Here is a 20,393-nt window from a genome sequence, read left to right as displayed (position 1 = left end):
TGGCCGCACTTCTATGACAGGGAGCGGCACTTTCGATGGATTTGAAACGACAGCAAATCGACGCCTTCACCGTGGCCGGCCTGCGTGTGCGCACGACCAACGCCGCAGAGCACCAGCCCCAGAGCGCAAAGATCGGCCCGATGTGGGGCCGGTTTTTCAGTGAAGAACAGGCCGAGAGTATTCCCGGCAAGATCCCGGGCTCTGCAATTTATGGTGTGTATTCGGCCTATGAATCCGACGCCTCGGGTGCATTCGATGTCACCGCGGGGGTCGCGGTCAATGCACGACCCAAAGGCTATGAGACCGTACAGATCGAAGCCGGCGAATATCTGGTGTTCGAGGCGCAGGGGCCGTTGCCTGACGCGGTCATTGCGACCTGGGGACGGATCTGGACCTTCTTTGAGGAGAACCCTCAGATTCAGCGTCGCTATGCCACCGACTACGAGGCCTATACCGGCCCCGAGTCCGTGGCGGTCTGCATCGGGATTCGCTAAGGCTGGGTTTCGCGATCCAGCAACTGGCGCTTGCGCTCCACACCCCAGCGATACCCCGAGAGATTGCCATCGCTGCGCACCACGCGGTGGCAAGGAATTGCCACGGCCAGACGGTTGGCGCCGCAGGCTTGCGCCACCGCGCGCATGGAAGTCGGTGCGCCAATGCGTTGGGCGATTTCGGCGTAACTGGCGGTGCGACCCACCGGGATTTCCCGCAACGCCTGCCAGACGCGCTCCTGAAACGCGGTGCCGCGCACATCCAGTGGCAAGTCGAGGCCCAGTGCCGGGGCTTCGATGAAGCCCACCACTTTGGCAATCAACTGTTCGAACCCGGCGTCGGCGCCAATCAGGTTGGCCTGACGGAACTGATCCTGCAGATCACACACCAGTTGGTGCGGATCGTCGCCCAACAGGATCGCGCACACCCCGCGTTCGCTTTGCGCCACCAGAATCGCCCCGAGCGAACATTGGCCAACGGCAAAGCGTATGTCGTTATTGCGCCCGGCAGCGCGATAGTCACCGGGCTTCATGCCCAGCAGCTTGTCGGCCGATTCGTAAAAGCGGCTGTTGGAATTGAAGCCGGCGTCGTACAGCGCATCGGTCACCGAACCGCCATTCGCGAGCCGTTCCCGCACCCGGCGCGAGCGATGCGCCGCCGCGTAACCCTTTGGCGTCAGACCGGTAGCGGCCTTGAATACGCGATGAAAATGGAAGGGACTGAGGCCGGCGGTCGCGGCGAGCTGGTTAAGCGCCGGCGCAGTTTCGCAGGTTTCGATCTGCCGGCAGGCCAGCGCCACCGTCGCGGCATGTTGAGCGGCGACGTCGGTCTGATCCTTGCGAGTGCGTTTGCTCGGACGATAACCCGCCGCCTCGGCTGCTTCGGCACTGTCGAAAAACTCGACGTTGTGCGGCTTGGGCAATCGCGAAAGGCTGCTCGGGCGGCAATAGATACCGGTGGTTTTCACCGCGTAGACAAACTGCCCGTCGGCTCGCGGATCCCGCGCGATCACGGCGGCCCAGCGTGGATCGGTTTCAACATTGATGATCGGCGAAAGCTTTTTCATGACGAGTAGTCCGTTGACCTGTTTGATTCAGGTTAACCAGCAGCAATGTGGGTAACACTCCGGGCCTTGCGGTCAAACTTTTCAGATCACCCGGCGACCCGGAAGGTCAGATTGATCCGCCGCTCGCCCAGACGCGGATGCTGGCCGGGCTTGATCGGCAGCACACCGTGAAAACGCAGGCGATCGACCCCGCCCCAGACCACCATGTCGCCGTGCAGCAGAGGAATGCGCTGGCTCTTGTCGCTGCGGACAAAACCACCGAACAGGAACATTGCCGGCAACCCCAAGGACAACGAAACGATCGGCGCCGCGTAGGCATGTTCGTCCTTGTCCTGGTGCAAAGACATCTTGGCGCCGGGGACGTATTGGTTGATCAGGCACGAATCGGCGTGAAATCCGGCAAATCCTGCGCGCAGCGCCGCTCTCTGTGCCAGTTCGGACAACACTTGGGGCATTGCCGGCCACGGCCTGCCGCTCAGCGGATCCACGGTGCTGTAGCGATAACCGCTGCGATCGGTGATCCAGCCCAGCGCTCCGCAGCTGCTGGTGCCCACTGACATGCTGAAACCGCCCGGGGTCATCATGTGACGCAATGGCGCTGCGGCGAGAACGCCCTCCAGCGCCGGCAACAGTTGATCGATCATCGGCAGGGCGAAACCGCGCAAAACCCACGATTGTTCGCCGATTTGCTCGGCGCGGGGTTGTTGCTCGGGTTCGTGGTCGGCGAACAGGTCGAAGTGGCTTGGTTGCATGCTGCTCATACTGCGTCGTGGAAGATGATGCCCAGAGTATGCCGGTTTCCGCTGTGCAGGCGACTGACGCCATGACGCATGGTCACTCGATAATCGCCGCGTGTGCCGCTGACCGGGCGCTGGTTGACCGCGAATATAACCGCGTCACCCTTTTGCAGATCCACGACGTGTGCTCGCGACTGCAGGCGTGGACGCTGCTCGGTCAGGACGAACTCTCCACCGGTAAAATCCTCTCCGGGCTCCGACAGAAGAATCGCCACTTGCAGTGGGAAAACCAGTTCTCCGTACAGATCCTGATGCAGGCAGTTGTAGTCCTGCGGGCCGTATTGCAACAGCAAGGGTGTCGGCCGCAGTTGGCCGGCATCGTGACAGCGCTGCACAAACCCGGCATGGGTTGCGGGAAAGCGTACAGGCACCTTCATGCGTTCGTACCAGCGGTTGGCCAGCGGCACCAGGCGCGGGTAAAGCGCAGTGCGCAGACGTTCGATGGTTGTCGGCAGGGGATAGCTGAAGTACTTGTATTCCCCGCGACCGAAACCGTGGCGGGCCATGATGACCTGCGAACGAAACGGTTCGGTCTGCGAATACAGGGCGCTCAAGCGCTCACAGGTTTGCGCCGACAGCAGCGAGCGGACGATGGCATAGCCATATTGATCCAGATGCTGTTCGAGGCTCGCCCAATCGAGCGCATCCAGCCGAGACGGGGACATTGACATTCTGACTCCTGAACCCTTTGGTCGAGGCTGTCAGTCTGGGCAAATCCCGGCGGCAGAACACTCCGCCGCTTGCGGTCGAATCCGGGGTGTTGCGTTACAGGGCTTTGCTGACGGCGATATCGCTGATCACATCTTCGGTCTGGCCGTGGATGGCATCCAGTGCAGCCCTGGCTTCTTCCACGGTGCCGTTTTGCAGTTGCGCGAACTCGAAGCGGCGCTCGCCGTTGAGCTTGTATTTGATGACGTATTTGGTCGTTTGGGCCACGGTCATGCTTACCTTGCGTTGGGGCGACTCAGCTCAGTTTGGAGCTGGAGCGGCGGATGATCTTGATCGAGTGGGTCAGGGTCGGTTTGCGCGTGACGCTGATGGCGCGCCGGCTGACGGTGTCGATGGTGATGTTCCAGAAACCGGTGCTCGGCGCGGTGATGCGCGCCGGAAACGTGTCGAAAGCGCCGCCGTGGTAGGTGTGGCGGCCGCCGTTCTTGAACGCGCGGAAGTTGGCGTCGTTCATCAAGCGGATGTTGCAGGTTTGCGAGCATTGGATGACGACAATGTCGTCTTCGTTGAGGTGCTCGCGCTGGTGAATGAATTTCATGGGCGCCTCCAGAAGGGCTTTTTCTACTAAATCAAAACGATAGCATGTGCGATTGGCGCAGTTTATCAGCCCGAACGGGTTATTATCCCGCCGTCGAGCGCTGCTTTGACAATTAAAAACGGTTATTCGCGATTCGCTGCGGGTTTAATGGAGTAAGCCTCGGAGAAAAATGGCATTACTGCTGTCCGAGGGTCTTTATGGGAGGTATTTGTATGAAGTGGGGTGTGGTGTGTCTGCCGTTGATGTTGGTCATGGGTGGTTGCGCGAGTGTTTCCGAAATCAATGAAACCTTGCCCACCATGAGCGTGATTTCCGGCAAGAAACCCCATGAGTATGCGCAGTGCCTGGCGGACAAGCTGGCTAACAGTCGCGGCGCACTGCAGATGCAGCCGCACAAGGATGGCGTGCGGGTGATTGTTCCCGGGAAATTTTCCACTGGCGCGGCAGCGGTGTTTGATATCGACGACCGTTCCGGCGGCAGCAGCATCAAGTTGCATGAGCGCATGTCCAATGTGCCGATTCGTCCTCGCGACGTGCAAAACGCCGCCAATGCCTGCATTTCCGGCTGATAGAATAGCGGTCATCAGCACCAGTGCCGCCACAGTCATGCTGTGGCGGCATTTTCATTTCTGGAGTCGCGCATGAAGCGAGAGCAAGTACGGGAACGGCATGCAGAGGGCCTTATCTCTGCCACGCATGTGATTCAGAATCCGGCGAACTCGGGTGAGTGGATCGTGTTTTTCAAGAAGAGCGCCGGTCGCAGCTATTTTCTGGTCGACGATAACGACGAAGTCGAATCCTTCGCCCGGCTCGACGATCTGATCGAGATCGTGCGCGGGCTCGGGATCAAGTTCGCCGAGATCCACATGTAGGGTCTATTTGCAGACCACCACCACGCTGCGGTTTTTATAGTTGCCGACATCGACCCCCAGGGTCTTTTCGCTTTCCTTGGGTGCCGGTGTGCCGTCGGTACCGACAATGCGATAACCGGTGCCCGCGCAGGAAGCATCGGCTTTTTCGTAGCAGGTGGCCCAGGAGTTGGCTTCCCCGGAGCAGTCGATACTCAAACCCTGTTCGCCGTTGTTCAGGTAGGTGGTTTGCGAGGTGGCACAGCCACCCAGGGCCAATACCGCGATCAGCGGCAGCATTTTGTTCATGTTCATAAGTGTGTCGTCTTCAGCGAGGGAGGGGCTAAACGCTCTGACAGCGCCGGAGTGAAAAGGTTATAGCGATTGGCCACTTGTTTTTATCGGGTTGCGAGCGGCCACAAAAAAGCCCTGCGCAAGGGCAGGGCTCGGCGCGTGTCGCAACCGGTCAGTCCTGATCTTTGCCACGGCGTTTGGACGACGCAGGGGTGTCAGTGAACACCGACGCCACATCAGTCGCCAGCTGCTCGCTGTCGAAAGGCCCGGCGATGTGTTCGCCATTGGTCGTGGTCAGGTTCCACTTGCCGTCTTTCTTGTCGATCACATACCCGTTGATGATTTTTACCGCGGCCATCTATCTGTCTCGTTCGCTGGTTCAAAGGCGCCATGATACCGACAAATCCTCACATTGGGGGATGATGAGCGTAGAGTGATGCAGCGCATTTGCGTGTTTGAGCTACTCTGTTTTCGCGGGTCGAAGTTGCCAGCGGAACTATCGGCGAGAATATTTCTCTATGTTGGCATCGGTTAGCCAGTGCGGGGCATTGTAAGGTGCACGCCGCCTGATTAGACTGCGCCGAAACTCGTACACACAGCCCTTTCAAGGACTTATATGATCAAGAAATGCTTGTTCCCAGCAGCCGGTTACGGTACTCGCTTCCTGCCAGCGACTAAAGCCATGCCCAAAGAAATGCTGCCGGTGGTAAACAAGCCACTGATCCAGTACGGCGTTGAAGAAGCTCTGGACGCTGGCCTGACTGAAATCTCGATCGTGACCGGTCGTGGCAAGCGCGCTCTGGAAGACCACTTCGACATCAGCTATGAGCTGGAAAACCAGATCAAGGGCACCGACAAGGAAAAATACCTGGTCGGCATCCGCAAGCTGCTCGATGAGTGCTCGTTCTCCTACACCCGTCAGACCGAAATGAAAGGTCTGGGCCACGCGATCCTCACCGGTCGCCCGCTGATCGGTGACGAACCCTTCGCCGTGGTACTGGCGGACGACCTGTGCGTCAACCTCGAAGGCGACGGCGTACTGACCCAGATGGTCAAGCTGTACAAGCAGTTCCGCTGCTCGATCATCGCCATTCAGGAAGTCGACCCGCAGGAAACCAGCAAGTACGGCGTGATCGCCGGCGAGATGATCCGCGACGACATCTACCGCGTCCACAGCATGGTCGAGAAGCCAAAGCCGGAAGACGCACCGTCGAACCTGGCGATCATTGGTCGTTACATCCTGACGCCGGACATCTTCGACCTGATCGAACAGACCGAGCCAGGCAAGGGCGGTGAAATCCAGATCACCGACGCTCTGATGAAGCAGGCCCAGAACGGCTGCGTCATGGCCTACAAGTTCAAGGGCAAGCGTTTTGACTGCGGTGGCGCCGAAGGCTACATCGAAGCGACCAACTTCTGCTTCGAGAACTTCTACAAGACCGGCAAGGCTTACTGATCGCGCCGGATCTGCAACGCGAAGGGTGTGAGCACCCAAGCGAATGCACCCACAAACGCCCCGACTTGTTCGGGGCGTTTGTTTTTGTGCTGGAAAAAACCTTGGGTCCGGCGGCGCGATTAGCTGACGCCTTCTGAGCGTGCTGGCTGCTATTTAGCGGGGGAGGGTGCGGGCATGCTTGCTCGCTGCCCCGATTCCCTTCAGGCGGCACTGCAGGGCCCCGGGCAAACGGGCAACCCGTCCGCCCAGAACGAAAAAAGCTCCGTATCTTGCGATACGGAGCTTTTTCTTTATGCGTTACTCCGATTGCGATCTCTCGAAACCGGCGCCTTCCAGGCGGTTACTGCTGCACGACATTCGCTGCGGTGGGCTCGACCTTCTTCGGCTTCATCAGGCTGAAGTCGATCAGGGCGCGCTGCTCGCGTTCGTACGGGTTGCCGATCATCAGCGGACGCGGTTTGAAGCTGTCGCTGACCAGGCTCTTGCTGCGGTCCAGTTCATCGAAACTCAAACCGGCCATGTCTGCCCAAGTGTGGATCAGATGCGAGCTGCTGTACGGCCGGCTCAGGTCGGCGGCAAAGTTCCAGTCATGGTTCTCGCGCCATTTCGGCGATGCCCAGGCCATGAACGGGATGGTGTACATCGGTGCCGTCGGTTTGTTCTCGTTACGGCCGAGGGTGTTGTGGCCGACCGAGTCAAACACATCTTCACCGTGGTCGGAGAGGTACAGCAGGAAACCATTCGGATCGGACTTGGCGTAGTCCTTGATCAGGCTCGATACCACGAAATCGTTATACAACACGGCGTTGTCGTAGCTGTTGTAGGTCGGCACCTGATCGTCACGCACGCCGGCTGGCACGCCGGCACGGTCCTGGAACTTGTCGAAGGTCGGCGGATAGCGGTACTGATAGCTCATGTGCGTGCCGAGCAGATGCACGACGATCAACTTGCGCTGCGCCGGGTCACTCAGGGCCTTGTTGAACGGCTCAATCACGTCACCGTCGTACTGCGCGGCGTTCTGGTTGCGGTTGTTGTTCAGGTACACCTGCTCGTCGGCCTGTTCGGAGAAGGTCGTGAGCATGGTGTTGCGCTTGGTCATGGTCTGCTGGTTGGTGATCCAGAAGGTCTTGTAGCCGGCCTGTTTCATCATGCTGACCAGTGACGGCGTGGACAGGTACAAGTCCGGATTTTCTTCGTCGGCGAAGGTCAGCACCTGCTGCAACGCCTCAATGGTATACGGGCGCGGGGTGATGACGTTGTCGAACACCGCGAGCTGATCCTTGAGTTTGTCCAGTTCCGGCGTGGTCTCGCGGCCATAGCCATACAGGCTCATACGCTGGCGGTTGGTCGATTCGCCGATCACCAGCACCAGCGTCGACGGTTTATCCGCGTCGGCAGCCTTGAGGTTATGCAGCGGCGGGACCTTGCTTGCACTGTGCAGCATGTCCTGCATGCCGGCCAGAGTGTCGAGGTATCGGTGGTAAGCCACGGCCATTTGCCAAGGCACCGCCGGCTCGATGCGGTCTTCGAACTTCTCGAAGCCGCCGGCGAAACTGCCGGTGCGCTGGGTCTGCTTGATCAGCGGATAGCCGACCACGGCAATCAGGATTGCCAGCGCCGCAACGTAGGCGCGGCCACGGGGCATGTACACCGGGCGCAGGCGTGTCCAGAGAAAGTAGGCGAAAGCGGTATGCGCGAGGAACGCCGGGATCATCCACCAGGCAAAGTACTGGGTCATGTACTCGCCGGCTTCCGACACGTTCGACTCGAACATGATGAAGATGACGCTTTGCGAGAACTCCTGCTGATAGATGAAGAAGTAGCCCAGGCTGGCCATGGAACAGGCCCACAGGACAATACCGATCAGCGCAGCCAGCAGTTTGGTGCGTTTGGGAAACGCCAGCATCGGGGCGAGCCACAGCGCACTCATCACGAAGGCCTGACGGAAACCGCTGAAACCGGAGGTGCCGGTCAGTTGGATCAACAGTTGGGTGATGCCCGAGAAGTACCAGAAAAAAGCAAAGAGCCAGAGAACCCCGGCCCAGTCGAAACCTGTCGCAGTCGTTTTGCTGCGTTTGAACAATGACATTCAGCACTCCAGCTCATCGTCACTAACCACCGTCGGAACACTACAGCAAACCGACGAACGGAAGCCGCGCGCAAACGCACGGCCAGAATGGGCGCGAGTATCACGAACGTAATGTGAAAACTTCGTTAGTTGCTGATTGCTGGCGGGAGCGGATCATGACGGGAACGACAGGCGCCGTTCCCGATGCTGGCGGGGCAGGTCAGGCGTGCGGTTGACGCTGGACAACCGGCAGAGGTTTGGGCTGAGCGCCCTGGGTCAGCGAGCGCAATTGCGCCAGCTCCTGCTTCAACTGGTCGCGCTCGTCCTTCAACTGGCGCAATTCATCGCGACGGATCGTGACATACAGGGTTTGTGGCGGCATTGCTGTGTGTACTGTGCCCATTGCTCACCTCGCAAATGGCGTGTCTCAACTGCAGATTGTCCCGGTGCCGGGCTACAGATCTGCTATCGGCGCCAATTTTGATTTCTTTTGCCCGTGAATGGAACTTTTTTATTTTTCATGGTCGGTGTGTCTTCGGCATGATTCGGGGCGTTATCAGTCTGGATCGGGCACAATGCCCGGAAACTTCGGCCCGACGCTCTGGACTAACCTCCATTAGTCGCGTTGGGCTATAACCAATGACACACATTTATTTGTAGTAAGGAGCATCAGCACATGCAACTCGGGATTATTGGACTGGGCCGCATGGGCGGCAACATTGCGCGGCGTCTGATGCTCAACGGTCACACCACCGTTGTTTACGACCGCAATACCGCCTTTGTCGACACCCTGGCCGCCGAGGGCGCCACGGGCGTTGCCGATCTGCCTGCGCTGGTCGCCGGCCTGGCCAAGCCACGTGCCGTGTGGGTCATGCTGCCGGCCGGTGCGCCGACCGAAGACACCATCAACACCCTGAGCGATTTGCTGGAAGCCGGCGACACCATCATCGATGGCGGCAACACCAACTATAAGGATGACATTCGCCGGGCCAAGACCCTCGCCGAAAAAGGTCTGCACTACATCGATGTTGGCACTTCCGGCGGCGTCTGGGGCCTGGAGCGCGGTTACTGCATGATGATCGGCGGCGATGCCGAGACCGTGAACCGTCTCGACCCGCTGTTCGCCGCTCTGGCGCCGGGCATGGGCGAGATTCCGCGCACCAAGGATCGCAAGTCCGAGGATCACCGCGCCGAACACGGCTACATCCACGCCGGTCCCGCCGGTGCCGGGCACTTCGTGAAGATGATTCACAACGGCATCGAATACGGCATGATGGCCGCGTTTGCCGAAGGCTTCGACATTCTCAAAACCAAGTCCAGCGAACGCCTGCCGGAAGATCAGCGTTTCGACCTGAACGTGGCCGACATCGCTGAAGTCTGGCGTCGTGGCAGCGTCGTTTCCTCGTGGCTGCTCGACCTGACCGCCGACGCGCTGGCCAGCGATCCGAAGCTCGACGGGTTCTCCGGTTCGGTGGCGGACAGCGGCGAAGGTCAATGGACCATCGAAGCGGCCATGGAACAAGCGGTGCCGGTTCCGGTGCTGTCGAACTCGCTGTTCTCGCGCTACCGCTCGCGTGGCCAGGGCACCTTTGGCGACAAGATCCTCTCGGCCCAGCGCTTCGGCTTCGGCGGCCACGTGGAGACACCGAAGAAATGACCCATACGATCCGCAGAAAATCCAAGGCAGAACCCGCACCACCGACCACGCTGTTTCTGTTCGGTGCCCACGGCGACCTGGTCAAGCGCTTGCTGATGCCGGCGCTGTACAACCTCAGTCGCGACGGCTTGCTTGACGAAAATCTGCGGATCGTTGGCGTTGATCACAACGCCATTACCGATGAGGCCTTCGCGCAAAAACTCGAAGACTTCATTCGTACCGAAGTGGCGGCGAAGGTCGGCAAGGGCGATCAGATGCTTGATCCGGCCTTGTGGGCCAAGCTCGCCAAAGGTATCAGCTACGTCCAGGGCGATTTCCTGGACGACAGCACCTATTCCGCGCTGGCGGCAAAAATCGCCGACAGCGGCACGGGCAACGCGGTGTTCTACCTGGCCACCGCGCCACGTTTTTTCAGTGAAGTGGTACGCCGTCTCGGCGCCGCCAAACTGCTCGAAGAAACCCCCGAAGCGTTCAGAAGGGTGGTGATCGAGAAACCGTTCGGTTCCGACCTGCACACTGCCGAAGCCTTGAACGCCTGCCTGCTCAAGGTCATGTCCGAGAAACAGATCTATCGGATCGACCATTATCTGGGCAAGGAAACCGTGCAGAACATTCTGGTCAGCCGGTTCTCCAACAGCTTGTTCGAAGCGTTCTGGAACAACCATTACATCGACCACGTGCAAATCACCGCCGCGGAAACCGTCGGCGTTGAAACCCGTGGCAGTTTTTACGAGCACACCGGTGCGCTGCGCGACATGGTGCCCAATCATCTGTTCCAGTTGCTGGCAATGGTCGCCATGGAACCGCCGGCCGCGTTTGGCGCTGACGCTGTGCGCGGTGAAAAGGCCAAAGTGGTCGGCGCGATCCGCCCTTGGAGCGTCGAAGAGGCGCGGGCCAATTCGGTACGCGGTCAGTACAGCGCCGGCGAAGTCGATGGCAAAGCGTTGAATGGCTATCGCCAGGAAGCCAACGTGTCGCCTGACAGCAACACCGAAACCTATGTCGCGTTGAAAGTCATGATCGACAACTGGCGCTGGGTTGGCGTGCCGTTCTACCTGCGCACCGGCAAACGCATGAGCGTGCGCGACACCGAAATCGTCATCTGCTTCAAACCGGCGCCGTATGCGCAGTTCCGCGACACCGAAGTCGATGAACTGCAGCCGACTTATCTGCGTATCCAGATCCAGCCCAACGAAGGCATGTGGTTCGACCTGCTGGCCAAACGGCCGGGGCCGGCGTTGAACATGGCCAACATCGAGCTGGGGTTCGCGTACAAGGATTTCTTCGAAATGCAGCCATCCACCGGTTACGAAACGCTGATCTACGACTGCCTGACCGGCGACCAGACGCTGTTCCAGCGCGCCGACAACATCGAGAACGGCTGGCGCGCAGTGCAACCGTTCCTTGATGCCTGGCAGCAGGACGCGAGCGTGCAGACATACGCCGCCGGGGAAGACGGTCCACAAGCTGCCAACGATCTGCTGACTCGCGATGGTCGCGTCTGGCATGGCCTGGGATGAGGGAGTCGATCCGTTTTTTATTGAGTGACATGGACGGCACGCTGTTGCTGCCCGATCACAGCCTGAGTCAGCGCACCATTGATGCAGTGCGCTCGCTGCGCGAGGCGGGTGTGTTGTTCAGCCTGGCCACCGGACGCCCACCCAAGGCCATGTTGCAGCAGATCGAAGCCTTGGGGGTCGACCTGCCGACCGCCGCCTTCAATGGCGGCACCATCGTCAATCCGGACGGCAGCGTGCTGGTGGCGCATTACTTGCCGGTGCCGACGGCGTTGATTGCTTTGGCGTTGTTCGCCGACCAGCCGGAAGTGGAAATCTGGGTGTTCAGCGGTGGCGACTGGCTGCTCAAGGATCCACACGGGCCGATGGTGCCGCGCGAACAGCACGGCCTCGGTTATCCGCCGGTGGTGGTCGAGAGTTTCGAGCCGTATCTGGAGCGCATCGACAAGATCGTCGCGACCAGCAACAACACGGATTTGCTGATTGAACTTGAGGCGCGCCTGCTGCCCAAGGTCAACGGCATGGCTCAGGTCTCGCGTTCACAACCGGTTTATCTGGATGTGACGGCGCTGGAGGCCAACAAGGGCACCGCGCTGTCGACGATTGCTGCGCATCTGGGCATCGCGCTGGAGCAGACGGCGGCGATTGGCGATGGCGGTAACGACCCGGCGATGTTCCATTGCGCGGGATTGTCGATAGCCATGGGGCAGGCGGAAGAGGCAGTGAAGCGTCAGGCTGATGTGGTGACTGCGCCAAACACCGAAGATGGCGTAGCCTTGGCGATCGAGAAGTACATCCTCAAGTAACATTTGTAGGAGCTGCCGCAGGCTGCGATCTTTTGATCTTGTTTTTTATGCAGCAAGATCGACAGATCGCAGCCTTCGGCAGCTCCTGCATGAGGTAGTTGTCAGAGCCAGTAGCTGACGGCGTACCAGCCCAGCAAGCCCATCACCACGGTGTATGGCAATGCCATCCACACCATCCGCCCGTACGACAGGCGTACCAGCGGGGCAATCGCCGAGGTCAGCAGGAACAGGAACGCAGCCTGACCGTTTGGCGTCGCCACGCTCGGCAGGTTGGTGCCGGTGTTGATCGCGATGGCGAGCGTCTCGAAATGCTCGCGGCTCATGTGCCCGGACAGGAAAGCCTGTTTCACTTCGGTGATGTAGATCGTGGCGACGAACACGTTATCGCTGATCGCCGAGAGCAGACCGTTGGCGATGAACAGCATGCCCGGCTGTTGCTCCGCCGGCAGCGCCAGCACCCACTGGATCAGCGGCGCGAACAGTTGTTGATCGTGAATCACCGCGACCACGGCGAAGAACACCACCAGCAACGCGGTGAACGGCATGGCGTCCTTGAATGCGTTGCCCAGACGGTGTTCGTCGGTGATGCCGGTAAACGCGGTGATCAACACGATCACCATCAGGCCGATCAAGCCGACTTCGGCAACGTGAAACGCCAGGCAGCCAATCAGAATCAACGCAGCAGTGCCTTGCACCAGCAGCGCGGCACGCTGACGTGGAGTGCGTTCGGCGTCATCTTCGGCAGCGTAATTGGCCAGCACGGCGCGGACGTTGTCCGGCAGCAGGGTGCCATAGCCAAACCAGCGCAGTTTTTCCAGCAGTACGCACGTCGCCAGCCCAGCCACCAGCACCGGCAACGAGACCGGCGCGACTTTCTGGAAAAATGCCGCGAAGTGCCAACCCATCTCATGGCCGATCAACAGGTTCTGCGGTTCGCCCACCAAGGTGCAGACGCCACCGAGTGCGGTGCCCACAGCGCCATGCATCAGCAGGCTGCGCAGAAACGCCCGAAACTGTTCCAGGTCGTCATGGTGCAGCACCGGCAAGTGTCGGTCGTCGCTGAACTCGCTTTCCTGACGCGGATCGTTGCCCGAGGCCACACGGTGGTAGACCGAATAGAAGCCGACGGCGGCGCTGATGATCACCGCCGTCACAGTCAGGGCATCGAGAAACGCCGACAGAAACGCCGAGAGGAAGCAGAACATCAGCGCCAGAATCGCCTTGGAGCGTACGCCCAGCAGCAGCCGCGAGAACAGAAACAGCAGCAGATCCTTCATGAAGTAAATGCCGGCGACCATGAACATCAGCAACAGGATCACCGGGAAGTTGTGCACCAACTCATCGTATAGCGCCTGCGGCGTGGTCATCTTCAGCAGCAGGGCTTCAATCAACAACAAGCCGCCGGGCATCAACGGATAGCACTTGAGGGCCATGGCCAGTGTGAAAATGAATTCGATCACCAGCAGCCAGCCAGCGGCGACCGGGCCGACGGTAAATAGCACCACGGCATTGAGGATCAGGAAGCCGACGATGCTCGCCTTGTACCAGCGGGGCGAGTGCCCGAGGAAATTATGCGCGAAGGCCTGGGCCAGTGAACCGGACATCGGTTGCTCCTTGTATTAAGAAGCGCGCAAAGTGCCGCAAGTGACTGGCAAGTTCAAGTCTCGGGGGATTATTGATTCATATAGCGGGCAATCATGGCCCGGTAGTTGCCGTCCAGAGAATAGCCGCCGACCAGAATGTGTCCATCGGCCTGCACCGCCAGTGAGTTGGCGATATCCAGGCTGCGTCCCAGTCGCGTGCGCAACCAGCCGTGGCCGTTACCGAACTCGCGGTCGAGTTGGCCGTCGGCCAGATAGCGCGCAACGATGAAATCGGCCTCGATACCGCCAATCGTCGCGCCCACCGCAATGATGCGGCCATCGGTCATGCACTGCGCCGCGCTCCACTGGCAGCCACTGGGGCCGATCTCCAGCAGATGCGGGTGGCCGGCATGGTTGCGCAACTCCGGGCGACCGTTGGGGTGCAGGCTCAGCGCCATGCAGCGGATCGGGTCGCGGCTGCTGCCAAAACAATGCAGATGCTCCATCGAATGCAGCACCTGACTGACCATCGCGCTTTGTCCGTGGGCCTTAAAGGCGAGGAAACCGTCCACCGCAAAGCGCTCATCCAGACGTCCGTCGGGCAGATAACGTGCCACCAGACCTTCCTGAGGAAAGTCGATGGCGCCGGCAACGATGATGCGCCCATCCTCTTGCAGCAGCAGGCAGTTGAGCCAGGTGTTGAGCAGCAGGTGACGGATCATCACGAAACCACGGCCATTGAAGCCGGGATCGAGGGTGCCGTCTGGAGTCAGACGAATCAGCATGCCGGCATGGTCGGCCAATTCGAAGTGGTGATTGGCAATCAGCAGAATGTGCCCGTCGTCCTGCACCGCGAAGTCGCATGCTTCGGCCCCCGGCACACCGGGCGGAAGCCAGCTATCCCGAGAGCCGACGGACAGGTCACCCGGCAGGCGCACGACTTGTCGACCATTGTCACCAAACGATGGGTCAGGCAAGCCGTCAGCCGTGAATCGGGCGCAGGCGGGCAGGGTACGGTGAGCGTTCTCATAATGCAGGCCGGCCAGCAGAATGCGTCCGTCTGGCAACACTTGCACCTTGGCACCCATGGCTTCGAATCCGGGGGCGAATTCGCCGATCACGCTGCCTTGAGCGCCGAAGCCGAGATCGGCAGAACCGTCGGGAAGCATTCGCGCCAACCCGAAACGGCTGCCTGCGGCAGTGCCAATCTTCGCAGCCACCAACACCCGGCCTTGTGGATCGAGGGCCAGGCCTTGAGTCATGCTCGACACGCTGCCGGCGAAATACACTTGGGCAATGCCGGAGTGGGCAAAATCTCTGTCGAGTTGCCCGGCGTGAGTCTTTGACGGCGGGAGCGCAACGGCGTTCTCGGGGGACATGCATGCTTCTCCTTGCAAGTTGACCAGGCCCGAATCGGGCGGGTAACTGCATGAGCGAAACATTCAATCCCTGAATACGCCGAAGTACAACTGACATAACTAACAGGTGGAGGGTCGCACTGTGCCAGAACAGTGTCTTTTTGAACCAAATGAAAGCCTGCCAAGCAGTGTCGCCTGACGCTTTAAAGAAAGTTGTACAAACGTACTGGAGATAAACAGCAACAGATAAATAAAAAGAGCAGGGCGGACGACTGGATGTCGTCCGCATTACCTTCTGATCAGTGCGGCATCGACCACGATTGCAACAGGTAACCTTCTTCGCTCAGTTCGGCGCGTGCCTGCTGCAGCAGTTGTTCCAGTTGCGCCGGGTCGGAGTAAGCGCTGCTTGGAATCTGCTTGCGGCCGATATGCGAGTTGGTACGGTCGATGACGGTCAGGTTCAGTTCGCCGTTGCCGTCTTGTGGGGCCCAGGCCACGCACTGGAAAGGTTTAAATGCGTGGTTGGCAATCAAAAGAGCTTCGTTGATACGGAGCGGGGCGGTCATGGGGTCTTCTCTCTGTCGTGCCCAATCAAGTGATGTGCCGTCGGTTGGGCTTACCGTTCGGCTGGTTACTTGTACTGATGCACGCAACCCCGAAGCAGGTCACACACGAAACGGAGAAATTTCAACTTTATTGCTAATGCTCAGGATTTCGACAGTTTTTGAAAGCCTGGCGAAAGAGCGCAACTCGATAGCTAACTAATAACCCGGCTTCTTATAACTCTTTAGCTTGTACGCCTATAAGCAATCGATACAAGCCCCTGTCAATTTCTTGCTAATGTTACAGTCGGGTCTGCCAAATGACTGTTTTTACAATAATTTCCTCAAATTTGGCGCCAAGGAACAGTCATGATCGAAGCGCCAGCGTTACGACGTTTATTGGTAGTCGACCCCTGTGACGACTGTCACCGCCTGTTACCCGGATTGCGCGCGGTGGGCTGGGATGTCGACAGCTGTACCCTGGAAAATGCCGCCGATCGGCCATGCGACGTCGGCCTGCTCAGATTGCAACCCTTTCACCTCGAGCGCCCGGAAGCCGTCAAGGAACTGATCAGCCGCAGCGGCACCGAGTGGATCGCGGTGCTGAATCAGGAGGTCCTGCGGTTGCAGAACGTTGGCGACTTCGTCTGCGAATGGTTTTTCGATTTCCATACATTGCCGTTCGATGTCTCGCGGGTCCAGGTGACCCTTGGGCGCGCGTTCGGCATGGCGCGTTTGCGAGGACAAGGTACGATTCACGTCGATCAGCCGGAACACGAGTTGCTCGGCGACAGCAAGCCGATCCGCGAGCTGCGAAAACTGTTGAGCAAACTGGCGCCGACCGAGTCCCCGGTATTGATCCGCGGTGAAAGCGGTACCGGCAAAGAACTGGTCGCGCGCACGCTGCACCGCCAGTCCCAGCGCCACAGCAAGCCGTTTGTGGCGATCAATTGCGGGGCGATTCCCGAACACTTGATTCAGTCCGAACTGTTTGGCCACGAAAAAGGAGCCTTTACCGGTGCCCATCAGCGCAAGGTCGGGCGCATCGAAGCGGCCAACGGTGGCACGCTGTTTCTCGATGAAATCGGCGATTTGCCGCTGGAATTGCAGGCCAATCTGCTGCGTTTCCTGCAGGAGAAACACATTGAGCGTGTCGGTGGCAGCCAGCCGATTCCGGTGGATGTGCGCGTCCTCGCGGCCACCCACGTCGACCTGGAAGCCGCCATCGAGAAAAAACGCTTTCGCGAAGACCTGTATTACCGCCTCAATGTGCTGCAAGTGGTAACCGCGCCATTACGCGAGCGACACGGTGATCTGTCGATGCTGGCCAACCACTTTTCTCATTTCTACAGCCATGAAACCGGCCGCCGTCCACGCAGCTTCAGCGAGGATGCGTTGATCGCCATGGGCAAGCACGACTGGCCGGGTAATGTGCGCGAGCTGGCCAACCGCGTGCGACGGGGTCTGGTGCTGGCGGAGGGGCGGCAAATTGAAGCGCGGGATCTGGGGTTGATCAGTCAGCACTCAATCTCCACGCCGATGGGCACGCTTGAAGACTACAAGACCCGGGCCGAACGCCAGGCCTTGTGCGATGTATTGAACCGGCACAGCGACAACCTCAGCGTCGCAGCGAAAGTGCTTGGGGTCTCCCGGCCAACGTTTTATCGCCTGCTGCACAAACATCAGATTCGCTAGAAAACAAAGATCAAAAGATCGCAGCCTGCGACGACTCCTACAGTTGTAATCCCTGTAGGAGCTGCCGCAGGCTGCGATCTTTCGCTTTAGAAGTAGTACGGGAATTTCAGGCTGAAGGAGAAGTCCGGGGCATCCGGGGTCATGCCGATCGACAGGTTGGGTACGATGGTGAGGTTATCCGTGGCGGCAATGGTCATGCCGACGTTGAAGTAACCCGCGTTTGCGTCACTGGACACCACCGATTGCCAATCCCCGCCATCGGGTTTGAGTTTGCTGCGGCGTTGCACCAGATCAGACATCGAAAACGACATACTCATCTTTTCGTTGAGTGCAAACGCGATACCGGCGCCGATCTGGAAGCTGTCGCCAATGCTGACCTTGCCTGGCGTTTTCTGATTGACGGTGGCACTGATGTCGTCAAACGACTCCTCCAGGTTGTGGGTGTAGGACAGGCTGCCGAACAACACCGCCGGGTCGAACGTCTTGACCAGCGAAACCCCGGGAGTGATCGACCAGACGCCGTTACCGGTGGGCAAGGTATCAGGCACGAACAGGTTGGAGTTGGCATCGGTCTGGCGCAATTTGATCCCGAACGGATCCTTGCCGGTTGGCGCCTTGACTCGCAGGGTGACCACGGCGTCCGGGGTGTTGACCGACTCGTCGAGGAACTTGTAGGCGATACCGAAGTTGACGTCGCCGATGGTTGGATCACGCGAAACATCCTGTTCCGTCGTGACGTTCGATGCACCACCGTTGCCGCCACCGGACTGGTAGGTCGACTCGCGGTAAACCACCGGTACGTTGACGTCGAACTGCCAGCGGTTGTCGAAGTTGTAGCGGCCGGTCAGGTCCAGCGTCCAGGTGTCGGCCTTGATCCGGTCGAGGTTGATGTTGCCAAGAAAGATCGAGTCCAGTGCGAGGAAGCCGTTGAGGATCAGCTGCCGGGTGTCGTAACGCGAGTAGGTCACCCCGGTTTCAAAGCTGAATTTGCCGCCGCCGAAGAAGCCGCTGGCCTCGTCGTAGAGGTTGGACACACTCTGTGCCGGTTGCGAATCGTCGGCCAGCGACTGGCCGTAAGACGCGCCACTGCCCCCTGCTGCGCCCCCCGACGCTGCTGCCGCCCCAGTCCCGGGCGCGCCGGTGCTGGTGGCCACTCTTGGATTGCCTTTCATGTCAGACGGCGACTTGGCCAGCCGTTTGGGTTGCGGCGCTGCCGGTTGATCTTCAACCTGACGAACCCGTTGTTCGAGCACCGCCAGGGCCTTTTGTTGTACTTCGTATCGTTGCTTCAGCTCCAGAAGTTCCTGTTTCAGGGTCTCCACATCTGCGTCGGGTGCTGCTTGCAGCATCGCCGCAGGTAGAAGAGTACTCAAACATACAGCGGCACGCAGTGATACTGATCGATACATGAATAAGCCGTCCCTTTAAGCCCAATGATCGAGACTCAGCGTAGTTCAATATCCGATATTGCGTAGTGCCCTGAGTTGAGTCAGGTTGCAGTCCAGTGCGCCGGGGCTGATGCCGTTATTGTTAAGTACAACATTGAGTTGGGTCATGTTGTTGACCACGTTGGCGCTGCCCAGCAGGCGCGTGTTCTGCAGCAGGCCGCCCTGGGCGATTTGTTGCAGGGCGGTGCCCTGATTTCCCGAGGCCTGGATCGCCATTTGCACGCCACTGCTGCTGGCCGAAACGGCGACGTTGCCAGCGGCATTGCTGGCACCGATGGTTTGCCCGGCAATCAGGGCCTGACCTTGTGCGGGGGCCAGTGGAGGAGGGGTGTTGGCCTCTTTTACGTTGATCGCCACATTGTTGTTGGCGGTGTTGCCGTCGCCGGCGGCGCGTACGCTCTGGGTCACGCCCTGGCTGTTGTTGAGTGCCGCACCACCAATGACATTGCCAGTACCCGGCGTCGGGGTGCTGCCGTTGCCCTGTTCCTTGATGGTCGAGACATAAAATTCCGGTTTGATCGTGGCGGCCTGGATTTGCATCGACGTCGCAGCGCCGATCAGATCACCGCTGGCGTTGCGCCAGGTACTGCTCATGACAATGCCGAAGCTGATGATCCGCCCCGGCATGACGTAACGACCCCGAAGCTGTGACAGCTCCTGATCCTGGATTTCGATAGGTTTGAACCCTGCATTGGCGTAGCCTGACGCGCTCGCTGCCAGGCAGGCGGCGGCCAGCCAGTATGAGGTTTTCATCTGCTGCTCCCGGGACATCCAGCCCCATTCTTTATAATCGGCGATTAAAAGAAGTCGCTCTGTATGAACCCGAAGTCCATCAATTCAGCATCTTTGACAGGGTTGAAGTTATCCAGCTTGTTCTTGGCCGTCAGCGGAGTCGGTGGTGAGCGCAATGCATTGGTTTTGTCATAACCGGGGCCGACGATGGCGAAGACGATGCCGTTCCAACCTTTGACAAAGTCATCATGGGTGTAGCGTTTGTGGCCTAAGACGGGATCTCCGATGTAAACCCAATCCTTGTCCGAACGCTGCAGAACCACGAAATGCTTGTAGCCGCGAATTTCCAACAGTACCACCACCGGGATCGTGACTGCGTCGAGCTTTTCCGGTGGAATCTTGTAACCCCTGGCGCGCATGCCGATGCTTTCTACGTAGCGCTTCATGTCCAGCATGGAAAAACCCTGAGTGCGAACAAGGTCCTGGTCGGCGTTGACCAGCATGCCTTTGATGATGTGCTCCTCATCGACGTCGAGCCAATAGGCCTGGCGCAATACCGTGGCCAGTGCGGCGGCGCCGCAGCTGAAATCGGTTTTCTGTTCGACAATGTCGGCAAACTTGCGCTCACGGATGCTTTGCACGTTTTTGTAGACGAGTACGCCGCCGGGCAGGGCAGCGACGGGCATCTGGGCAGCCTGGGTCAGGCCGGACAGGCAAAGCAGGGCGATAAAGGCAGTCTTACGCATGATCGATACGCCTTTGCGGAC

23 protein-coding genes are annotated in these 20,393 nt (G+C 59.3%); 8 read left to right on the top strand and 15 right to left on the bottom strand.

Annotated elements, in window-relative coordinates:
• The first annotated feature begins 35 nt into the window (after nucleotides 1-35).
• Nucleotides 36-494 carry a GyrI-like domain-containing protein gene (locus tag GTQ41_RS14465; protein ID WP_047294751.1) on the top strand — a complete coding sequence of 153 codons (459 nt, stop codon included), beginning with the start codon at nucleotides 36-38 and terminating at the stop codon, nucleotides 492-494.
• Here GTQ41_RS14465 and ada read toward each other — a convergent pair.
• The 5 genes from ada to GTQ41_RS14440 all read right to left on the bottom strand — a co-directional run bounded on the left by ada (nucleotide 491) and on the right by GTQ41_RS14440 (nucleotide 3,622).
• Complete coding sequence (gene ada / locus GTQ41_RS14460; protein ID WP_047294749.1) at nucleotides 491-1,558, bottom strand: bifunctional DNA-binding transcriptional regulator/O6-methylguanine-DNA methyltransferase Ada; 1,068 nt, start codon at nucleotides 1,556-1,558, stop codon at nucleotides 491-493. The two genes, GTQ41_RS14465 and ada, sit on opposite strands and share 4 nt — an antisense overlap.
• Nucleotides 1,559-1,644: 86 nt before the next feature.
• Nucleotides 1,645-2,310 (bottom strand): DNA oxidative demethylase AlkB, encoded by a 666-nt coding sequence (alkB, locus tag GTQ41_RS14455; RefSeq protein WP_047294815.1) that lies wholly within the window; start codon nucleotides 2,308-2,310, stop codon nucleotides 1,645-1,647.
• Between the two features lie 5 nt (nucleotides 2,311-2,315).
• The gene (locus GTQ41_RS14450) at nucleotides 2,316-3,026 is read right to left on the bottom strand and encodes a 2OG-Fe(II) oxygenase (RefSeq protein ID WP_047294747.1); all 711 of its coding nucleotides are present in this window, start codon (nucleotides 3,024-3,026) and stop codon (nucleotides 2,316-2,318) included.
• A gap of 94 nt (nucleotides 3,027-3,120) precedes the next feature.
• Entirely contained in the window at nucleotides 3,121-3,297 is a 177-nt protein-coding gene (locus GTQ41_RS14445; RefSeq protein ID WP_155416817.1) for a hypothetical protein, read from the bottom strand.
• 22 nt (nucleotides 3,298-3,319) lie between these two features.
• A complete protein-coding gene (locus GTQ41_RS14440; RefSeq protein ID WP_041064472.1) occupies nucleotides 3,320-3,622 on the bottom strand; it encodes a DUF1883 domain-containing protein in 303 nt (100 codons plus the stop codon).
• Between the two features lie 212 nt (nucleotides 3,623-3,834).
• Between GTQ41_RS14440 and GTQ41_RS14435 the strand changes: the two genes are divergently transcribed.
• Nucleotides 3,835-4,191, top strand: coding sequence for a hypothetical protein (locus tag GTQ41_RS14435; protein ID WP_003225393.1), 357 nt, complete (start codon nucleotides 3,835-3,837; stop codon nucleotides 4,189-4,191).
• Between the two features lie 72 nt (nucleotides 4,192-4,263).
• Nucleotides 4,264-4,494: a hypothetical protein gene (locus tag GTQ41_RS14430; protein ID WP_027612691.1), complete on the top strand. Its 231-nt coding sequence runs from the start codon at nucleotides 4,264-4,266 to the stop codon at nucleotides 4,492-4,494.
• A 3-nt stretch (nucleotides 4,495-4,497) separates the two neighbouring features.
• Here GTQ41_RS14430 and GTQ41_RS14425 read toward each other — a convergent pair whose 3' ends face one another.
• Together GTQ41_RS14425 and GTQ41_RS14420 are read right to left on the bottom strand one after the other, a co-directional pair.
• Entirely contained in the window at nucleotides 4,498-4,785 is a 288-nt protein-coding gene (locus GTQ41_RS14425; protein ID WP_080963283.1) for a hypothetical protein, read from the bottom strand.
• Between the two features lie 151 nt (nucleotides 4,786-4,936).
• Nucleotides 4,937-5,122 (bottom strand): hypothetical protein, encoded by a 186-nt coding sequence (locus GTQ41_RS14420; RefSeq protein WP_007964653.1) that lies wholly within the window; start codon nucleotides 5,120-5,122, stop codon nucleotides 4,937-4,939.
• 258 nt (nucleotides 5,123-5,380) lie between these two features.
• On the opposite strand from GTQ41_RS14420, the gene galU reads away from it, so the two are divergent.
• Entirely contained in the window at nucleotides 5,381-6,220 is an 840-nt protein-coding gene (galU, locus tag GTQ41_RS14415) for a UTP--glucose-1-phosphate uridylyltransferase GalU (protein WP_007912230.1), read from the top strand.
• 340 nt (nucleotides 6,221-6,560) lie between these two features.
• On the opposite strand, the gene GTQ41_RS14410 is transcribed toward galU, so the two are convergent.
• Nucleotides 6,561-8,309 carry a phosphoethanolamine transferase CptA gene (locus tag GTQ41_RS14410; protein ID WP_217325292.1) on the bottom strand — a complete coding sequence of 583 codons (1,749 nt, stop codon included), beginning with the start codon at nucleotides 8,307-8,309 and terminating at the stop codon, nucleotides 6,561-6,563.
• A 199-nt stretch (nucleotides 8,310-8,508) separates the two neighbouring features.
• Nucleotides 8,509-8,691 carry a DUF6026 family protein gene (locus tag GTQ41_RS14405; protein WP_041064455.1) on the bottom strand — a complete coding sequence of 61 codons (183 nt, stop codon included), beginning with the start codon at nucleotides 8,689-8,691 and terminating at the stop codon, nucleotides 8,509-8,511.
• A 273-nt stretch (nucleotides 8,692-8,964) separates the two neighbouring features.
• Here GTQ41_RS14405 and gnd point away from each other — a divergent pair, with 273 nt between their 5' ends.
• The 3 genes from gnd to GTQ41_RS14390 are packed head-to-tail and all read left to right on the top strand — an operon-like array spanning nucleotide 8,965 to nucleotide 12,268.
• The gene (gene gnd / locus GTQ41_RS14400) at nucleotides 8,965-9,945 is read left to right on the top strand and encodes a phosphogluconate dehydrogenase (NAD(+)-dependent, decarboxylating) (protein ID WP_041064453.1); all 981 of its coding nucleotides are present in this window, start codon (nucleotides 8,965-8,967) and stop codon (nucleotides 9,943-9,945) included.
• The gene (gene zwf, locus GTQ41_RS14395) at nucleotides 9,942-11,465 is read left to right on the top strand and encodes a glucose-6-phosphate dehydrogenase (protein ID WP_041064450.1); all 1,524 of its coding nucleotides are present in this window, start codon (nucleotides 9,942-9,944) and stop codon (nucleotides 11,463-11,465) included. Before gnd ends, zwf begins: the two co-directional genes overlap by 4 nt.
• Nucleotides 11,462-12,268: a Cof-type HAD-IIB family hydrolase gene (locus GTQ41_RS14390; protein WP_047294741.1), complete on the top strand. Its 807-nt coding sequence runs from the start codon at nucleotides 11,462-11,464 to the stop codon at nucleotides 12,266-12,268. The genes zwf and GTQ41_RS14390 overlap by 4 nt, the downstream gene beginning before the upstream one ends.
• Nucleotides 12,269-12,369: 101 nt before the next feature.
• Here GTQ41_RS14390 and nhaB read toward each other — a convergent pair whose 3' ends face one another.
• The 3 genes from nhaB to GTQ41_RS14375 all read right to left on the bottom strand — a co-directional run bounded on the left by nhaB (nucleotide 12,370) and on the right by GTQ41_RS14375 (nucleotide 15,775).
• On the bottom strand, nucleotides 12,370-13,872 hold the full coding sequence (gene nhaB, locus GTQ41_RS14385) for a sodium/proton antiporter NhaB (RefSeq protein WP_047294739.1): 1,503 nt from the start codon (nucleotides 13,870-13,872) through the stop codon (nucleotides 12,370-12,372).
• A 68-nt stretch (nucleotides 13,873-13,940) separates the two neighbouring features.
• Nucleotides 13,941-15,230, bottom strand: a complete 1,290-nt coding sequence (locus GTQ41_RS14380) for a hypothetical protein (protein ID WP_047294737.1) — start codon at nucleotides 15,228-15,230, stop codon at nucleotides 13,941-13,943.
• Between the two features lie 278 nt (nucleotides 15,231-15,508).
• Nucleotides 15,509-15,775, bottom strand: a complete 267-nt coding sequence (locus GTQ41_RS14375; RefSeq protein ID WP_041064446.1) for a hypothetical protein — start codon at nucleotides 15,773-15,775, stop codon at nucleotides 15,509-15,511.
• Nucleotides 15,776-16,120: 345 nt separating this feature from the next.
• On the opposite strand from GTQ41_RS14375, the gene GTQ41_RS14370 reads away from it, so the two are divergent.
• Nucleotides 16,121-17,446: a sigma-54 dependent transcriptional regulator gene (locus tag GTQ41_RS14370; RefSeq protein WP_047294735.1), complete on the top strand. Its 1,326-nt coding sequence runs from the start codon at nucleotides 16,121-16,123 to the stop codon at nucleotides 17,444-17,446.
• Nucleotides 17,447-17,532: 86 nt separating this feature from the next.
• Here GTQ41_RS14370 and GTQ41_RS14365 read toward each other — a convergent pair whose 3' ends face one another.
• From GTQ41_RS14365 to GTQ41_RS14355, 3 genes are read right to left on the bottom strand one after another with little or no spacing between them, the layout of a single operon-like run.
• Nucleotides 17,533-18,855, bottom strand: coding sequence for a hypothetical protein (locus tag GTQ41_RS14365; protein ID WP_041064443.1), 1,323 nt, complete (start codon nucleotides 18,853-18,855; stop codon nucleotides 17,533-17,535).
• Nucleotides 18,856-18,900: 45 nt separating this feature from the next.
• Nucleotides 18,901-19,647 carry a hypothetical protein gene (locus GTQ41_RS14360; RefSeq protein ID WP_047294733.1) on the bottom strand — a complete coding sequence of 249 codons (747 nt, stop codon included), beginning with the start codon at nucleotides 19,645-19,647 and terminating at the stop codon, nucleotides 18,901-18,903.
• A 44-nt stretch (nucleotides 19,648-19,691) separates the two neighbouring features.
• Nucleotides 19,692-20,372: a C39 family peptidase gene (locus GTQ41_RS14355; RefSeq protein ID WP_041064439.1), complete on the bottom strand. Its 681-nt coding sequence runs from the start codon at nucleotides 20,370-20,372 to the stop codon at nucleotides 19,692-19,694.
• Nucleotides 20,373-20,393: the final 21 nt, after the last annotated feature.

It is taken from the genome of Pseudomonas sp. AN-B15, assembly GCF_019056475.1.
Taxonomy (GTDB): domain Bacteria; phylum Pseudomonadota; class Gammaproteobacteria; order Pseudomonadales; family Pseudomonadaceae; genus Aquipseudomonas; species Aquipseudomonas parakoreensis.
This window is presented reverse-complemented; position numbering and strand designations above follow the sequence as displayed.

What these genes read in the sequence shown, in the direction of transcription:
- GTQ41_RS14465 (WP_047294751.1), top strand. Translation starts at nt 36, where the DNA reads ATGGATTTGAAACGACAGCAAATCGACGCCTTCACCGTGGCCGGCCTG.
- ada (WP_047294749.1), bottom strand. Translation starts at nt 1,558, where the DNA reads ATGAAAAAGCTTTCGCCGATCATCAATGTTGAAACCGATCCACGCTGG.
- alkB (WP_047294815.1), bottom strand. Translation starts at nt 2,310, where the DNA reads ATGCAACCAAGCCACTTCGACCTGTTCGCCGACCACGAACCCGAGCAA.
- GTQ41_RS14450 (WP_047294747.1), bottom strand. Translation starts at nt 3,026, where the DNA reads ATGTCAATGTCCCCGTCTCGGCTGGATGCGCTCGATTGGGCGAGCCTC.
- GTQ41_RS14445 (WP_155416817.1), bottom strand. Translation starts at nt 3,297, where the DNA reads ATGACCGTGGCCCAAACGACCAAATACGTCATCAAATACAAGCTCAAC.
- GTQ41_RS14440 (WP_041064472.1), bottom strand. Translation starts at nt 3,622, where the DNA reads ATGAAATTCATTCACCAGCGCGAGCACCTCAACGAAGACGACATTGTC.
- GTQ41_RS14435 (WP_003225393.1), top strand. Translation starts at nt 3,835, where the DNA reads ATGAAGTGGGGTGTGGTGTGTCTGCCGTTGATGTTGGTCATGGGTGGT.
- GTQ41_RS14430 (WP_027612691.1), top strand. Translation starts at nt 4,264, where the DNA reads ATGAAGCGAGAGCAAGTACGGGAACGGCATGCAGAGGGCCTTATCTCT.
- GTQ41_RS14425 (WP_080963283.1), bottom strand. Translation starts at nt 4,785, where the DNA reads ATGAACATGAACAAAATGCTGCCGCTGATCGCGGTATTGGCCCTGGGT.
- GTQ41_RS14420 (WP_007964653.1), bottom strand. Translation starts at nt 5,122, where the DNA reads ATGGCCGCGGTAAAAATCATCAACGGGTATGTGATCGACAAGAAAGAC.
- galU (WP_007912230.1), top strand. Translation starts at nt 5,381, where the DNA reads ATGATCAAGAAATGCTTGTTCCCAGCAGCCGGTTACGGTACTCGCTTC.
- GTQ41_RS14410 (WP_217325292.1), bottom strand. Translation starts at nt 8,309, where the DNA reads ATGTCATTGTTCAAACGCAGCAAAACGACTGCGACAGGTTTCGACTGG.
- GTQ41_RS14405 (WP_041064455.1), bottom strand. Translation starts at nt 8,691, where the DNA reads ATGGGCACAGTACACACAGCAATGCCGCCACAAACCCTGTATGTCACG.
- gnd (WP_041064453.1), top strand. Translation starts at nt 8,965, where the DNA reads ATGCAACTCGGGATTATTGGACTGGGCCGCATGGGCGGCAACATTGCG.
- zwf (WP_041064450.1), top strand. Translation starts at nt 9,942, where the DNA reads ATGACCCATACGATCCGCAGAAAATCCAAGGCAGAACCCGCACCACCG.
- GTQ41_RS14390 (WP_047294741.1), top strand. Translation starts at nt 11,462, where the DNA reads ATGAGGGAGTCGATCCGTTTTTTATTGAGTGACATGGACGGCACGCTG.
- nhaB (WP_047294739.1), bottom strand. Translation starts at nt 13,872, where the DNA reads ATGTCCGGTTCACTGGCCCAGGCCTTCGCGCATAATTTCCTCGGGCAC.
- GTQ41_RS14380 (WP_047294737.1), bottom strand. Translation starts at nt 15,230, where the DNA reads ATGTCCCCCGAGAACGCCGTTGCGCTCCCGCCGTCAAAGACTCACGCC.
- GTQ41_RS14375 (WP_041064446.1), bottom strand. Translation starts at nt 15,775, where the DNA reads ATGACCGCCCCGCTCCGTATCAACGAAGCTCTTTTGATTGCCAACCAC.
- GTQ41_RS14370 (WP_047294735.1), top strand. Translation starts at nt 16,121, where the DNA reads ATGATCGAAGCGCCAGCGTTACGACGTTTATTGGTAGTCGACCCCTGT.
- GTQ41_RS14365 (WP_041064443.1), bottom strand. Translation starts at nt 18,855, where the DNA reads ATGTATCGATCAGTATCACTGCGTGCCGCTGTATGTTTGAGTACTCTT.
- GTQ41_RS14360 (WP_047294733.1), bottom strand. Translation starts at nt 19,647, where the DNA reads ATGAAAACCTCATACTGGCTGGCCGCCGCCTGCCTGGCAGCGAGCGCG.
- GTQ41_RS14355 (WP_041064439.1), bottom strand. Translation starts at nt 20,372, where the DNA reads ATGCGTAAGACTGCCTTTATCGCCCTGCTTTGCCTGTCCGGCCTGACC.